We start from the raw sequence: 13,750 nt of genomic DNA on the forward strand, positions 1-13,750 counted from the left end.
GGGTGTCGGGTTCGTGCCGCCGATTCCAGGAAAAGGGCTTCGCGGGTGCGGGAGAAGGTCGCGTTTATGGGGGTACCAGCGCAACCCCCCATCCGTGCGGTGACCTGGATACCGTGGGGAGCATGGACAGCCGGCCAGGTAACCGCGACGAGATCCGGGACTTCCTCGCCTCCCGGCGCGCCAAGATCAGCCCGGAGCAGGCGGGGCTGCCGACCAGCGCCCGGCGCCGGGTCCCGGGGCTGCGCCGCGAGGAGGTCGCCGTCCTCGCGGGCGTGAGCACCGAGTGGTACACCCGGCTGGAGAAGGGCCACATCGCCGGCGTCTCCGACGACGTGCTCGACGCGGTCGCCCGGACGCTGCAGCTGAACCAGGACGAACGTACCTACCTGTTCGACCTGGCCCGCGCGTCCCGCCCGGCCCAGCAGGCGCCCTCGCGCCGCCGGGACGTCGAGATCCCGCCGCGGGTGCAGTGGCTGCTCGACTCGATGACGATGTCCTCGGCGTTCGTGCGCAACGGCCGGATGGACGTCGTGGCCACCAACGCGCTCGCGCTGGCCCTGCACGCACCGATGTTCGACAGCGTCACGACCCGGGACCGGGGCCGCGCCAACATCGCCCGCTACATCTTCCTCGACCCCGGCTCCGAGCAGTTCTTCGTCGACTGGGAGGCCGCCGGCGTCGCCACCACCGCGCTGCTGCGCGCCGAGGCCGGCCGCGAGCCGCACGACCGGGCCCTGCGCGAGCTCGTCGGCGAGCTGTCCACGCTCAGCGCCGACTTCCGCCGCCAGTGGGCCGCCCACGACGTCCGGATCCGCCATGACGGCAGCAAACGGCTGCGGCACCCCGACGTCGGCGAGCTCGAGCTGACCTACCAGTCGCTGGATCTGCCCATCGCCGGCCGGGCGGTCCACGACCTCACCGTCTACACCGCCGAGCCGGGCACGACCGCGGAGGAACGGCTCAAGCTGCTCGCCAGCTGGGCCGCGACCCCGGCCCCCGCCCCGGAGCGCACGCCCCACCATCGCTGACGCTCAGAGCCGGAAGGCGCGACAGCGCCGAGCCCGGCTCCTCCACCGCCCACGCCCTCACCCTGCTCGCCTCCTGAGCGCCGGCATCCTGGGCTGGGTAGGCTTCCGGTGTGGCGGAGCTGGATGACGAGACGGTCGCGTTCGCGCATCGCATGTTCGACCTCGCCCGCTCCGGCGGCACCGAGGAGCTCGCCGGCAACGTCGCGGCCGGCCTGCCGGTCAACCTCACCAACGACAAGGGCGACACGCTGCTGATCCTCGCGGCGTACCACAACCATGCGGCAACGGTGACGGAGCTGCTGCAGCGGGGCGCGGACCCGAACCGGGTGAACGACCGGGGCCAGTCCGCCCTCTCGGCCGCGGTGTTCCGGCAGAACGCCGAGACGGTCGGGGCATTGCTCGCCGCCGGCGCCGACCCGGACGGTGGAACGCCATCAGCGGCGGCCACCGCGGACTACTTCAAGCTTCCCGAGATGGCCGCGCTGCTGCGCGGGACGCATCAGTAACTCGGGACGGCCACGGCGGCTACGGTACACAAGTAATCACGTGATGACTTGTAGGAGATGCCGTGCCCACCAGTGCTCTGCTCGTGATGGACGTCCAGCGCGCCGTCGTCGCGCGCTACCCCGACCCCGCCTACCTGCCCCGCCTGCGCACCGCGATCGACGCGGCCCGCACCGGCGGGACCCCGGTGATCTACGTCGTGGTCGGGTTCCGCCCCGGTCGCCCGGAGATCAGCCCGCGCAACAAGATGTTCGGCCGTCTGGCCGGCGCCCCGGTGTCGCCGGCCGAGACCGCGGCGATGGAGATCCAGCCGGAGGTGGCCCCGGAGCCGGGCGACATCCTGGTCACCAAGCGCCGGGTGAGCGCCTTCGCGGGCAGTGACCTGGACGTGGTGCTGCGCGCGGGCGGGATCGAGCACCTGGTGCTGACCGGGATCGCGACGAGCGGGGTGGTGCTCTCGACGCTGCGCCAGGCCGCCGACCTCGACCTCGGGCTGACGGTGCTGGCCGACGGTTGCCTGGACGACGACCCCGAGGTCCACCGCGTCCTGACCGAGAAGGTCTTCCCCCGTCAGGCCGACGTGACCTCGGTCGCGGACTGGGCGGTCAGCTCGGCCAGCCGCTGAAGGGCATCCGGCCGGGGCCGCCGGGCTCCCTCGGCGTACGCCGAGCGGTAGGCGTCCTCGCCGAGGTCGGCGACGAGCGCGGAGACCAGCGTGCGCAGCACCGGCTCGCCGTGGTCGAAGGCGCCGCGGATCGCCTCGCTCAGGCCCAGGGCCGTGGCCGCATCCCGCGGGCGGTCCTCCAGCGCGAGCAGCTCGCCCACCTGCTCGGCGGCCCACGCCAGGCCGTTGCTCTGGGCGCGCGTGAAGTTCGGGCGGACCGCCCCGGGCAGCAGGGCGCGCGCCTCGGCGGCCGAGCGGGCCATGAGGCGGTTCATCATCCTCGTGCCGGCGATCAGGTCCCGGGCCATCTGCTCGGGGTACGGCAGGCGCTGCACCTGACCCTCCAGCGAGTCGAGGGTCTCCTCGGACTCGTCCAGCCGGCCCGCGCGGCGGTGCCAGTTGGCCAGGCTGAACTGCAGGCTCGCCGCGCGGCGGCGGTGGCCCAGAGTTGCGGCCCGCTCACGCATCGCGTGCAGGTCGCGGCCCGCGCCCTCCAGGTCGCCGGCGCGCATGCGCTCGCGGGCGAGGCGGTTGCGGGTCCAGTACAGGTACTCCTCGGTGCCCAGCTCGGCGCTGATCGCGACGGCGCGTTCGAACGCGGCGATCGAGGTGGCGAAGTCGCCGCGCAGTGACGGGCCGCGGCCGAGGGCGAGCAGGCTCATCACCAGGCCCCAGCGGTCGCCGACCTCCTCGAAGCCGCGCAGGGCCACGTCGCGGGCCTTGGCGCCGCCGTCGAGGTCGCCGGCCTCGACCAGGGTGAAGTTGTGCGCCCAGTTGGCCGTGGCGCGCACCCAGGGGTCCGCCGCGGCCAGGGCGCCCAGGACGTCGGTGGCCTCGGCGGAGAAGGCCCGCTGGGAAATGAAGAGCAGACGCGCCGGGTGTACCTCACGAGCGCCCGACGCGGAGTGCAGCAGGTCGAACGCGCGGCGGGCCTCGGGGGGTACGGCGTCGCCGAGCTCGAGCAGCGCGCCCATGAACGTCTCCAGCTGGGTGTTCAGGCCGCGGTTGGCCCAGTACCAGAACAGGGCCCGCACGAGCCGATAGGCCCGGGCCGCGTCGCCGGCGTCGAGGGTGGCGTGCAGCGCGGCGACGAGGTTGTCCTGCTCGGCGTCGAACACGGCGATGGCCTGCAGCTGCTCCCGGGTGCGCAGCCGCGGCTCGTGCCGCTCGGCCAGGGCCAGGTAGTAGCCGGCGAACCGCGGGGCGACGTCCTCGCCGGCCTCGGCCAGCCGGTCGGCCATGTAGGCGCGGACGGTCTCCAGCATGCGGTACCGGTCGCCGGCCTGCTGCACGATGGACTTCTCCACCAGCGAGTCCACGACGTAGAGCACGTCCGCGGCCGGCAGCGCCGCGTCTGAGCAGACGTCCTCCAGCGCGGCCAGGTCCGCCCCGCCGGGGAACACCGACAGGCGGCGGGCCAGGGTCCGCTCGGCCTCGTCGAGCAGGTCCCAGCTCCACTCGACCATCGCCAGCAGGGTGCGCTGGCGCGGCAGGGCGGCGCGGCTGCCCGAGGTCAGCAGGCGGAACCGGTCGTCGAGGCGGCGTTCGACCTGCTCGACCCGCATCGAGCGCAGCTTCGCCGCGGCGAGCTCCATCGCCAGCGGCATGCCGTCGAGCCGGCGGCAGATCTCCACCACGGCGTCCACGGTCGACTCGTCGAGCGCGAAGCCGGGGCGGACGTCGGCGGCCCGCTCGACGAACAGCCGCACCGCCGCGGCCCCGGCCGCCTCCTCGAGCGCGAAGCCGGTCGGCAGCGCCAGCGGGCCGAGGTGGCACAGCGCCTCGCCGTTGATCGCCAGCGGCTCCCGGCTCGTGGCCAGGATCCGCAGCTGCGGCAGCCGGGCCAGCAGCGCGTCGGCCAGCTCGGCGGCGGCGTCGACGAGGTGCTCACAGTTGTCGAGCAGGAGCACCGCGTCGCCGACGTCGAGCAGCTCGGCCACGCGGTCGACCGCGCCCAGCCGCGGCTGCCCGCCGTCGTAGAGCCGCCCGTCCGAGGCGCCGACCACGCCGAGGACGGCGTCGGCCAGCCGGTCCGGCTCGCTCAGCCCGGCCAGCGGCACGTACCACAGCCGGCCCCGCTGGTAGGCCGGCTCCCGCGCCGCCACCTCCAGCGCGAGCCTCGTCTTGCCGGCGCCGCCGGGCCCGACGATGGTGACCAGGCGGGCCGCGGTCATCAGCCGGGCCAGCGCGCCGAGCTCGTCCTCGCGGCCGACGAAGCTGGTCACGCCGGCCGGGAGGCGGCTGGGCGGGGCCTGCGCCGGCTGCTCCGCGGGGTGGTCCAGCTCGCCGCGCAGCAGGGACAGGTACACCTCCCGCAGCTCCGGCGACGGGTCGACGCCCAGCTCCTCGCCGAGCCGGCCCCGCATCTCCTCGAAGACGGCCAGTGCGTCCGACTGCCGCCCGGCCGCCGACAGCGCCCGCATGCGCAGCACCGCCAGCCGCTCGCCGAGCGGGCGCTCCACCGCCGCCGCGCCCAGGTCGGCCAGCACCTCCGCGTGCCGGCCCAGCTGCAGCTCGGCCTCGAAACGGTCCTCGGCGACGCCGGCCCGCAGCTCCTGCAGGCGGGTGGCGGCGTTGCGGGCGAACGGCGCCTCGAGCACGTCGGCCAGGGCCGGGCCGTGCCACAGCTCCAGCGCCGCCCGGAGCACGGACGCGGCCTCGGCGGCCCGGCCCGCGGCCAGCTCCCGGCGGCCCCGCCCGGCCAGCTCCTCGAACCGGTGGGCGTCCACGTCGGCGGCGCTCACCGGCAGCCGGTAGCCGCCCGCGGCCAGCTCCACCGAGCCGGTGCCGCCCAGCGCCCGCCGCAGCCGCGACACCAGCGTCTGCAGCGCCGCGGCGGCCCCCGCCGGCACCTCCTCGCCCCACAGGTCGTCGATGAGCGTGTCGGCGTGCACCGGCCGGCCCGCCTCGAGGGCGAGCCGCGCCAGCAGCATCTTCAACCGCACACCCGGCACGTCGACCGCCACCACCGACACCGGACCAAGCAACACAACCTGCACCGATGCATGATCGCAGACCGTCCGCTGACACGGTGTCCGCCGCCGTGTTGGCCGGCTGTCAGAGCCGTGTCCGCGGCGCCGGTCATCTTCCTTGTGTACCCGAACGAGCCCGCCGAACCCGAGGAGCACCCGGTGCCGACCTTCACCACCCCCGAGCCCATCTCCCTCACCATCGACCTGTCCGTCGGCGACGTGACGCTCGTCGCCAGCGACCGCACCGACACCGTCATCGAGGTGCGGCCGAGCAACGCCGCCGACGACTCCGACGTCGAGGCCGCGGCGCAGACCCAGGTCGGGTTCGCCGACGGCACGCTGACCGTGCGCGGTCCGCGGTCGCCGATCTTCGACTTCTCCCGCAAGACGCGCTCGGTCGCCGTGCACGTCGAGCTGCCCACCGGTTCCGCGGTGCACGGCGACATGGCGGTCGGGTACATCGACAGCACGGGCGTGCTGGGCGAGTACCGCTTCAAGACCTCGGTCGGGCACTTCCGCCTGGCCCGGACCGGCCGGCTGCGCCTGGACACCACCGGGCACGTCACGGTCGACGCGGTCGTCGGCGACGCCGAGGTCAGCACCGGCAGCGGCCGGGTGCGCATCGGCGAGGTCGACGGGGCCGCGGCCGTGAAGAACTCCAACGGCCCCACCGACCTCGGCACCGTCACGGGCGCGCTGCGGGTGCGCACGGCCAACGGCGACATCAGCGTCGAGCGGGCCGAGGCCGGCGTGGACGCGAAGACCTCCAACGGCAACATCCGCATCGGCGAGGTGGCCCGCGACTCGGTAAGCGTGCAGACCTCGGCCGGCGACCTCGAGGTCGGCGTCGCCGCCGGCGCCGCCGCGCGGCTCGACCTGAAGACCGGCCACGGCCGGGTCAGCAACGGCCTGCCGGCCGAGCCGGTGCACACCGTCGAGGTCCGGGCCCACACCGGGTTCGGCGACATCACCATCCACCGCGCCTGACCTCCGCCAGAAGGGGAAACACCATGATGAGCATCTCCGCCACCGGGCTGCAGCGGTCGTTCGGCGACCACGTCGTGCTCGACGGCATCGACCTGAACGTCCCGAAGGGCACGATCTTCGCGCTGCTCGGCGCGAACGGCGCCGGCAAGACCACCACGGTCAAGATCCTGTCCACGCTGATCCGGGCCGACGGCGGCACCGTGCGGGTCGCGGGCCACGACGTGGCCACCGAGCCCGACGCGGTCCGTGCCGCGATCGGCGTCACCGGCCAGTTCTCCGCGGTCGACAACCTGCTCAACGGCCGCGAGAACCTGGCCCTGATGGCCGACCTGCACCACCTGGGCCGCGCGGCCGGCCGGCGCCGGGTCACCGAGCTGCTCGAGCAGTTCGACCTGGTCGAGGCGGCCGGCAAGCCGGCTTCGACCTACTCCGGCGGCATGCGCCGGCGGCTCGACCTGGCGATGACCCTGGTCGGCTCGCCCGAGGTCATCTTCCTCGACGAGCCCACGACGGGTCTGGACCCGCGCAGCCGCCGCGCCATGTGGCAGATCGTGCGGGACCTGGTCGCGGGCGGCGTCACGATCCTGCTCACCACGCAGTACCTGGAGGAGGCCGACGAGCTCGCCGACCGCATCGCCGTGCTCGACCGCGGCCGGATCGTCGCCGAGGGCACCGCGGACGAGCTCAAGCGGCGCATCCCCGGCGGCCACGTCGAGCTGCGCTTCGCCGACCCCGCCGGCCTCGAGTCCGCCGCGCGCGCCGTGGGACAGGCGTCCCGCGACAGCGAGGCGCTCACGCTGCGGGTGCCGCACGACGGCAGCCTCCGCGCCCTGAAGGCCCTGCTCAACCGGATCGACGAGGACGTCGTCGCCGTCGACTCGCTGAGCGTGCACACCCCCGACCTCGACGACGTCTTCCTCGCCCTGACGGGCAACCCCGACAACGACAAGGTGGCCTCGCGATGAGCTACGCACTGACCGACTCGGCGACGATGGTGCGCCGCAACCTCAAGCGCATGCTGCGGTACCCCGGAATGACCATCACGCTCGTCGGCATGCCGATCGTGTTCCTGCTGCTGTTCGTCTACGTCTTCGGCGGGACGCTCGGCGCCGGGCTCGGCGGCCCGTCGGGCGGGCGCTCGGAGTACGTCAACTACGTCACCCCCGCGATCATCCTGATGACGATCACCGCCGTGGTGCAGGGCACGACCATCTCGGTCGCCATGGACATGACCGAGGGCATCGTGGACCGGTTCCGCACCATGGCCATCGCCCGGGTCTCGGTCCTCACCGGGCACGTCGTCGGCAGCCTCGTGCAGGCGATGCTGGGCATGGCGGTGGTCACCGGTGTCGCGCTGCTGATCGGTTTCCGGCCCACGGCCGGCCCGCTCGACTGGCTCGCCCTGTTCGGGGTCCTGGCGCTGATGGCGTTCGCCTTCATCTGGCTGGCGGTCGCGCTCGGCCTGGCCAGCAAGACCGTGGAGTCGTCGAGCAACGTCGGCATGCCGCTGATCCTGCTGCCGTTCCTGGGCAGCGGCTTCGTCCCGACCGACTCGATGCCGACCGCGCTGCGCTGGTTCGCCGAGTACCAGCCGTTCACCCCGCTCATCGAGACCATCCGCGGCCTGCTGATGGGCACGCCGATCGGTAACAGCGCGATCATCGCGGTCGCCTGGTGCGCCGCGATCGCCCTCGGCGGCTACCTGTGGTCGAAGAAGCTCTTCAACCGCGAGTCCACGCGTTGAACACCGGGCCGAGCCGGTTGGCGATGGCCGGCTGTCAAGATTGCCGGCGTGATATCGACCGGTCAGTTGACCGCACTGCTGCAGGCGGACTTCGGCGCCTGGAGCCGTGACGACGTGGAGCGGGTGAGTCCGGGCTGGGTTGGCGGCTCGACCCGGACGAGGCGGACGGGCCGTTGCGAGTGACGGCCCGTCCGCGGCCGGCGTGGGACGACCGGGGTGGTTCGGGGAGTACACGTCCCTGACGGTTCACCGGGGCGCGCCCGAGGCCGCGAGCGCAACGGAGCACGCCGACCGGGCACGACGGGCTGCGCGTCGCCGAGCTGGCGCTGGCCGAGATCCGCTCCTGGGAGCTGTCCGGGCCGGACGGCCTGCGCTACCAGGCCTGGTCGGACGACGGCTACCGGCTCGACGACTTCGGGGCCGGCCTGGCCTGGTCGGGGCGCTGATCCGCCGGTGCCGCCCGGCGCGGGCCGCGCGGCACCGGGTTCAGGTCAGGCGTTCGGGTCGAACGGGATGCCGGTGGGCTTCGACGCGGTGAGCAGCGGCACGAACCGGCCATCGTTGATCTTGATGGTGGCCGAGCCGAAGTCGGCGGTCATCAGCCGGTCGCGCAGCGCCGTGGTGGGCCAGCCGTTCCAGTCGACAAGCGGGGGGTACCGCCAGTTGTGGTAGTGGTTCTCCGGCGGCTCGTCGTTGGAGTTCGCGAGCCGGAAGAAGTGCGTCGACGCGCCGTCCTTGTGGTAGACGGTCTTGGGGTGGGTACCGTCGAAACGCACCTGGGCACGCGCGTACGTCACCTGGCTGCTGTGCTGTGTCGTGGTCACGTACTCGACCTGGTTGGTCGACTGGTTGACCCAGGAGATGACGTGCTCCCAGTCGTGCCGGTGGCCGCCGAGGCTGATGCCCGGGAGGGCCTGGTCCTTCTCGAAGTAGCTGGCGTACACGATCGCGCACCAGCCGTTGTTGCACTTCGACCGGGCGTACGTCTGCGACTTGTCCAGGTCGGACTGGTCCCGGCAGTTGCCGTTGAGCGCCCCGGTCGGGTTGAGCCCCGCGTTGAGGGTGCCGGTCGGGCTGATGGCGGCGACGGCATAGCAACCGTCGGTGTCGTAGTCGTACGCGGGGGAGAACGACTGCTCGAGGCCGCCCGCGTTCTGCGGCAGGTTGGGCAGCGACTCGGCGTAGGCCGCGGTCGCGGGCAGCAGGACGGCGAGCGCGGCCAGCCCGGCCACGACGTAGGACGCGGCGCGGCGACGCCGGCGAACCGGCGGCGAGGACACGTGTTCCAAGGCTTCCCTTTCGATGATCGACGTTCGTCGGCCCCCGGATCGCGGCGGCCACCGCAAATATCGACGGATACGAGTATGCGGCGCGACCGCCCCGGTGTGAACATCCCGTGACCGGCGGCTGCCAAGATTGCGGTGTGATACCGACGGAGCAACTGAGCGCCCTGCTGCAGGCGGACCTCGGCGCCTGGGGCCGCGACGACGTCGACCGCGTGGCGACCGGGCTGGGCTGGTGGCTCGGCGCCGACGACAAGTGGCGCACGACGCTGGTCGAGACCGACGGGCCGTACCAGGTGCGCGCCGACCGCCGGAGATCGTGGGACGACCGCGGGTACTTCGGCGAGTACACGTCGCTGGAGGTGCGCCGGGAGGTGGCGGCGGAGGAGCACGCGGACGCGTACCGGGCCGCGCTCGCCGACGTCGTAGCGGTCCTCGGCGACCCCGGCCTGGTCGGCGGCCCCGGCCCCTGGGCGCGCTGGCGGCTGCCGCAGACGATCGTGGAGCTCAGCGGGGCCGAGCCGGCCCGGGTCGCCGCCTACCCGCGCTCGCGCCTGGCACTGACGGTCATGCCGCGCGAGGGCACCGAGAGCGACGACCGGCAGAACGGGGAGTACGCCGAGCACTGGGCGCCGTTCTACAGCTGGCGCTCCACGGCGCCGCACCCCAACCCCGCCCACGGGACGCTGCTCGGGATGATGACGTACGCGCACCGCCCGGCCGAGGACTGGAGCGAGTTCGAGCGCAACCTGTCGGAGCTGCTCGCCACGCTGCCCGTCGACCTGCCCGTGCTGGACGGGTACGCCTGGGAGGTCACCTGGGTCATCGAGCCGGCCGACGGCCGCGACGAGTACGTGCAGGGCCACTTCGGCACCCAGCAGGGCGACCGCCTGGCGGTGATCGAGACGCGCAACGACTGGCGCCGCGCGAGCGAGCGCGGCGAAGAACAGGCCGGCGTCCAGATCCTCAACCCCACGGCCCAGGACGGCCTGCACATCGCCGAGCTGGCCCTGGCCGAGATCCACTCGTGGAACCTGATCGGCCCGGACGAGCTGCGCTACCGCGCCGGCTCCCACAACGGCTACCGGCTCGACGCCTTCGGACTGGGCCTGAACTGGGCGGACGACTGATGACGACCCCGGACGACCTGCAGTTCAGGCACGACCTCGACGCCGACCTGCACGTGGTCCTGCCCCCGGGCGGGACCGCCGACGGCTGGACGATCGTCGTCGTGAAGGCGGACGGCACCCGCATCCTGGCCGCCCCGGAGGGCCCGGGCGGGTTCTCGTACTACGGGCAGCAGGAGCGCTGGTGGTACGTCGACCATCCCGGCGCCGCGCACGTCGAGGTCATCGCCCCGGACGGGACGGAGGCGGTACTGCACCACAGGCAACGCCTCGGCGGCCCGGCCGAAACCTGCCCGCTCTGCTCCGCCGGCCGCCCCAAGTGACTGCCGCGAGGGAGGTGCGATATCGAGTTCGAAGTGTTCGACGTGCCGATTGAGCGCGTGGTCGTGGACGAGGCGCGGCATCCGGACCGCGACCGGACCTACGTGCTGGATCATCTGATCGACCACTACCGCGTCGCCGGGACCATTCCGCCCGTGCACGCGACGGTGCGCGGCGGCATGCTCGTGGTCGTGCGCGCGCACAAGTACCTGGCGGTCGCGCACGCCCTCGGGCGGCCGGTCGTACGCGCGATCGTCGACGCCCGGTCCGGTCCCACCGCGGTGGCCGCCTGGCCGGGCGTCGCCGCGGTGGACGTCGCCGCGACGCTGCGGCGTGAGCGGGAGCAGCCGCGGTACCTCCAGTGGCACCTCATCGTGTTCGAGGCGCCGCTGCCGGCCGCGGCCCGGGAAGGCGTGGAGGCCGCCGTCCGCGCGTTCTTCGCCGGGCTGTCCGTCCGGGCCGGGAACGGGCTGTACCAGCCGGAGGCCCTGGCGTTCGCGCCGGAGGGCGACCGGCTGCGGTTCGCCGTCCCGGTGCTCGACGGTGACGACAGCTGGTACGGCGACCACCTCAGGCTCTTGCGCGGCATCGATCGGGACACCGCCCCGATCGCGTCGTTCAGCGGCCACCGCCTGCCGTAGGTCCTCGACCGCCCGGTCAGCCCTTCGGCGGGGTCGGCTGGCTGAGGGCCATCAGCTCGGACACGGTGACGAACCGGTAGCCCCGCTGGCGCAGCCCCGTGAACATGGCGCCGAGCTGACTGAGCGCCACGTGCCGGTTGGCCGAGCCGACGTCGTGGGCCAGGATGATCTGGCCGGGCCGGGCGTGCTCGATGATGTCCTGCGCCTGCCCGGGCGGGTTCTTCACGTACAGGTCCTCGTTCATCTTCGTCGACCAGAGCACCACGTCGTAGCCCGCCTGGTCGGCGCCCATGAGGGTCGAGCCGCCGAGGTGGCCGTACGGCGGGCGGAGGAGCTTCGGCTCGCGGCCGGTCGCGGCCCGGATGGTGTCGTGGGCGCGGGTCAGCTCCTTGCCGATCGCCGGGGCGTCCATCGTCGCCAGGTCCGGGTGCGACCAGGTGTGGTTGCCGACCTCGTGCCGGTCGAGCCGGCCGCGCAGCAGGTCGCCGTGGGCCGCGACGTTCTGGCCGACCAGGAAGAAGGTCGCCGGCACCTGGAAGTGTTCGAGCGTGTCGAGCACCTCGGAGGTCCACTTCGGGCCCGGGCCGTCGTCGAACGTGAACGCGACCACCGGTTCGGTCGTCTCCACGTGCCAGGTTACCGACACGCGCCCGTGGACGTCGTACTCGGCGCGGTCGGCGGCCGGTGCGTAGCCGCCGTCCAACGGTAGGTGACGCCGGGGCCACACCTGCGGGACCGTCACGGCGGACGCCCCGAGGGCAGCGCCGGCGCCCAGCAGTAGGCCGCGTCGGAACAGTGCACGCCTGTTCAAGATCTGATCCCCCGTTGCCTCAACGTCTCCGACCGCCGTATTCGATCACGTGGGCGGCGTTTCCAGACACCCGTCATTCGCCTCGAATTCATCCGAAGATCCGCAATCGTACGGTGCTGAACCCTCGCGAGCGGTGCTCCGTACGAGTCCGTGGAGGCTCATCGAAGGGGGCTCGCATGCGGGTCAGGCGAATGATGGTTCCGTTCCTCGCCCTGCTGGCGCTGTTGCCCGCCGGCTGTGGCGGCGTTGCCGGGCCGGCCGTGCCGGCGGCCGCCGCGCCGGCCACGGCGTCCGCTTTGCCCGCTGTGTCGGCTTCGCGGGCCCAGCCGGTCGTACCCGCGGTCGTTCCCGACTCGCTCAAATTCACGGGTACCACGCTCGACGGCAAGGCGTTCGACGCGGCGAAGTTCGCCGGCGGCCCGGTCGTGCTGTGGTTCTGGGCACCCTGGTGCGCGGTGTGCCTCGGGCAGGCGTCGACGGTCGGCGACCTGGCCAAGCAGTACGACGGCAAGGTCGCCATGATCGGCGTCGCCGGGCTCGACCAGAGCACGAATGCGATGAACGAGTTCGTCGCGCAGGGCGAGGTCGGCAACGTCACACACCTCAACGACCAGGCCGGCGTGGTCTGGCGGAAGTTCGGGATCAAGGAGCAGAGCGTCTTCGTGATGATCGACCGGTCCGGCAAGGTGATGCAGAACGGGTACCAGGACACGGTCACGCTCGGTAAGTGGGTCGCCTACCTGGACGAGCATTGAGCATGCTGGTCCTGGCGCTTGCGGCCGGTGCGCTCGCCGCGGTCAACCCCTGCGGTTTCGCGCTGTTGCCGGCGTACCTCTCGCTGCTGGTCGTGGACGACGACGCGGGCCGGCGCCGGGCGATCGGCCGGGCGCTGCTGGCGACGCTAGGCCTGACCGCCGGGTTCGCCGGCGTCTTCGGGCTGGTCGGCGTGGTCCTCGCCTCGACGGTCGCCTGGCTGCCGGCGCGGCTGCCCTGGTTCACGATGGGCCTCGGGCTGGTGCTCGTGGGGCTCGGCGGCTGGCTCGCGGCCGGCCGGCGCCCGCCCGCGCTGCCCTGGCGCCCGGCGCGGGCGCCCACGCTGACCCGAACGCTACCGTCGATGGTGCTCTTCGGCGCCGCGTACGCCCTCGCGTCGCTGAGCTGCACGATCGGCCCGTTCCTGGCCATCGTCGGGTCGAGCCTGCAGGCGTCGTCGGCGCTCGGCGGGATCGCGCTCTTCCTGGCGTACGCCGCGGGCATGGGTCTGGTCGTCGGCGCCGCCGCCCTGGCCGTGGCGCTGCTGCGCACGTCGCTGCTCACCCGGGTCCGCCGGTCCGGTCCGGCGCTCGCCCGCGCCGCCGGCGTCCTGACCCTGCTCGCCGGCGCGTACGTCACCTACTACGGCTGGTACGAGCTCCGGCTCGCGAGCGACGGCCCGCGCGCGCTGCGGGACCCGGTCGTGCGCGCGGCCGGCACCGTCCAGCAGTGGCTGGCCGGCGGCCTCGACGCCGCGGGGATGACGGCGGTGTCGGTCGTGTTCGCGGCGCTGCTGGTGGCCGGCCTGGCCCTGACCCGCCGCCGCCCGGGCTGACCGGGCACCGTGGCGGCTGCGCCAGCACTACGCCGAGGACCGTCCGCTGTTCCGCGGCCGGGTGGACGACGACCCCCTGC

The 13,750-nt window shown here is 73.3% G+C and carries 14 protein-coding genes; 11 read left to right on the forward strand and 3 right to left on the reverse strand.

The window, feature by feature from the left end:
• The first annotated feature begins 122 nt into the window (after positions 1 to 122).
• The 3 genes from ACPPVO_RS20765 to ACPPVO_RS20775 all read left to right on the forward strand — a co-directional run bounded on the left by ACPPVO_RS20765 (position 123) and on the right by ACPPVO_RS20775 (position 2,157).
• Positions 123 to 1,028, forward strand: coding sequence for a helix-turn-helix domain-containing protein (locus ACPPVO_RS20765; RefSeq protein ID WP_426512856.1), 906 nt, complete (start codon positions 123 to 125; stop codon positions 1,026 to 1,028).
• A gap of 152 nt (positions 1,029 to 1,180) precedes the next feature.
• A complete protein-coding gene (locus ACPPVO_RS20770) occupies positions 1,181 to 1,534 on the forward strand; it encodes an ankyrin repeat domain-containing protein (protein WP_426514660.1) in 354 nt (117 codons plus the stop codon).
• Between the two features lie 62 nt (positions 1,535 to 1,596).
• Entirely contained in the window at positions 1,597 to 2,157 is a 561-nt protein-coding gene (locus tag ACPPVO_RS20775) for a cysteine hydrolase family protein (protein WP_426512857.1), read from the forward strand.
• Here ACPPVO_RS20775 and ACPPVO_RS20780 read toward each other — a convergent pair.
• On the reverse strand, positions 2,103 to 5,195 hold the full coding sequence (locus ACPPVO_RS20780) for a BTAD domain-containing putative transcriptional regulator (RefSeq protein WP_426512858.1): 3,093 nt from the start codon (positions 5,193 to 5,195) through the stop codon (positions 2,103 to 2,105). The genes ACPPVO_RS20775 and ACPPVO_RS20780 overlap by 55 nt on opposite strands.
• A 66-nt stretch (positions 5,196 to 5,261) precedes the next feature.
• Here ACPPVO_RS20780 and ACPPVO_RS20785 point away from each other — a divergent pair, with 66 nt between their 5' ends.
• Genes ACPPVO_RS20785 through ACPPVO_RS20795 form a run of 3 tightly spaced genes read left to right on the forward strand, consistent with a single transcriptional unit; the run spans position 5,262 to position 7,899 of the window.
• Complete coding sequence (locus tag ACPPVO_RS20785; protein ID WP_426512859.1) at positions 5,262 to 6,155, forward strand: DUF4097 family beta strand repeat-containing protein; 894 nt, start codon at positions 5,262 to 5,264, stop codon at positions 6,153 to 6,155.
• Between the two features lie 23 nt (positions 6,156 to 6,178).
• A complete protein-coding gene (locus ACPPVO_RS20790) occupies positions 6,179 to 7,120 on the forward strand; it encodes an ATP-binding cassette domain-containing protein (protein WP_426512860.1) in 942 nt (313 codons plus the stop codon).
• The gene (locus ACPPVO_RS20795; protein WP_426512861.1) at positions 7,117 to 7,899 is read left to right on the forward strand and encodes an ABC transporter permease; all 783 of its coding nucleotides are present in this window, start codon (positions 7,117 to 7,119) and stop codon (positions 7,897 to 7,899) included. The genes ACPPVO_RS20790 and ACPPVO_RS20795 overlap by 4 nt, the downstream gene beginning before the upstream one ends.
• Positions 7,900 to 8,390: 491 nt before the next feature.
• On the opposite strand, the gene ACPPVO_RS20800 is transcribed toward ACPPVO_RS20795, so the two are convergent.
• Positions 8,391 to 9,179, reverse strand: a complete 789-nt coding sequence (locus ACPPVO_RS20800; protein ID WP_426514661.1) for an NPP1 family protein — start codon at positions 9,177 to 9,179, stop codon at positions 8,391 to 8,393.
• A gap of 143 nt (positions 9,180 to 9,322) precedes the next feature.
• Between ACPPVO_RS20800 and ACPPVO_RS20805 the strand changes: the two genes are divergently transcribed.
• From ACPPVO_RS20805 to ACPPVO_RS20815, 3 genes are read left to right on the forward strand one after another with little or no spacing between them, the layout of a single operon-like run.
• Positions 9,323 to 10,312 carry a hypothetical protein gene (locus ACPPVO_RS20805; RefSeq protein ID WP_426512862.1) on the forward strand — a complete coding sequence of 330 codons (990 nt, stop codon included), beginning with the start codon at positions 9,323 to 9,325 and terminating at the stop codon, positions 10,310 to 10,312.
• Entirely contained in the window at positions 10,312 to 10,632 is a 321-nt protein-coding gene (locus ACPPVO_RS20810; RefSeq protein ID WP_426512863.1) for a hypothetical protein, read from the forward strand. Before ACPPVO_RS20805 ends, ACPPVO_RS20810 begins: the two co-directional genes overlap by 1 nt.
• A 42-nt stretch (positions 10,633 to 10,674) precedes the next feature.
• Positions 10,675 to 11,271: a hypothetical protein gene (locus tag ACPPVO_RS20815; RefSeq protein ID WP_426512864.1), complete on the forward strand. Its 597-nt coding sequence runs from the start codon at positions 10,675 to 10,677 to the stop codon at positions 11,269 to 11,271.
• Between the two features lie 16 nt (positions 11,272 to 11,287).
• Here ACPPVO_RS20815 and ACPPVO_RS20820 read toward each other — a convergent pair whose 3' ends face one another.
• Positions 11,288 to 12,082: a polysaccharide deacetylase family protein gene (locus ACPPVO_RS20820; protein WP_360383044.1), complete on the reverse strand. Its 795-nt coding sequence runs from the start codon at positions 12,080 to 12,082 to the stop codon at positions 11,288 to 11,290.
• A 176-nt stretch (positions 12,083 to 12,258) separates the two neighbouring features.
• On the opposite strand from ACPPVO_RS20820, the gene ACPPVO_RS20825 reads away from it, so the two are divergent.
• Both ACPPVO_RS20825 and ACPPVO_RS20830 read left to right on the forward strand, forming a co-directional pair.
• The gene (locus ACPPVO_RS20825; RefSeq protein ID WP_426512865.1) at positions 12,259 to 12,837 is read left to right on the forward strand and encodes a redoxin family protein; all 579 of its coding nucleotides are present in this window, start codon (positions 12,259 to 12,261) and stop codon (positions 12,835 to 12,837) included.
• A 2-nt stretch (positions 12,838 to 12,839) separates the two neighbouring features.
• Positions 12,840 to 13,670 carry a cytochrome c biogenesis CcdA family protein gene (locus tag ACPPVO_RS20830; protein WP_426512866.1) on the forward strand — a complete coding sequence of 277 codons (831 nt, stop codon included), beginning with the start codon at positions 12,840 to 12,842 and terminating at the stop codon, positions 13,668 to 13,670.
• The last annotated feature ends 80 nt before the right edge of the window (positions 13,671 to 13,750 follow it).

The organism is Dactylosporangium sp. McL0621 (genome assembly GCF_049995355.1).
In the GTDB taxonomy this organism is placed as follows: domain Bacteria; phylum Actinomycetota; class Actinomycetes; order Mycobacteriales; family Micromonosporaceae; genus Dactylosporangium.

What these genes read in the sequence shown, in the direction of transcription:
- ACPPVO_RS20810 (WP_426512863.1), top strand. Translation starts at nt 10,312, where the DNA reads ATGACGACCCCGGACGACCTGCAGTTCAGGCACGACCTCGACGCCGAC.
- ACPPVO_RS20770 (WP_426514660.1), top strand. Translation starts at nt 1,181, where the DNA reads ATGTTCGACCTCGCCCGCTCCGGCGGCACCGAGGAGCTCGCCGGCAAC.
- ACPPVO_RS20795 (WP_426512861.1), top strand. Translation starts at nt 7,117, where the DNA reads ATGAGCTACGCACTGACCGACTCGGCGACGATGGTGCGCCGCAACCTC.
- ACPPVO_RS20765 (WP_426512856.1), top strand. Translation starts at nt 123, where the DNA reads ATGGACAGCCGGCCAGGTAACCGCGACGAGATCCGGGACTTCCTCGCC.
- ACPPVO_RS20790 (WP_426512860.1), top strand. Translation starts at nt 6,179, where the DNA reads ATGATGAGCATCTCCGCCACCGGGCTGCAGCGGTCGTTCGGCGACCAC.
- ACPPVO_RS20830 (WP_426512866.1), top strand. Translation starts at nt 12,840, where the DNA reads ATGCTGGTCCTGGCGCTTGCGGCCGGTGCGCTCGCCGCGGTCAACCCC.
- ACPPVO_RS20825 (WP_426512865.1), top strand. Translation starts at nt 12,259, where the DNA reads ATGCGGGTCAGGCGAATGATGGTTCCGTTCCTCGCCCTGCTGGCGCTG.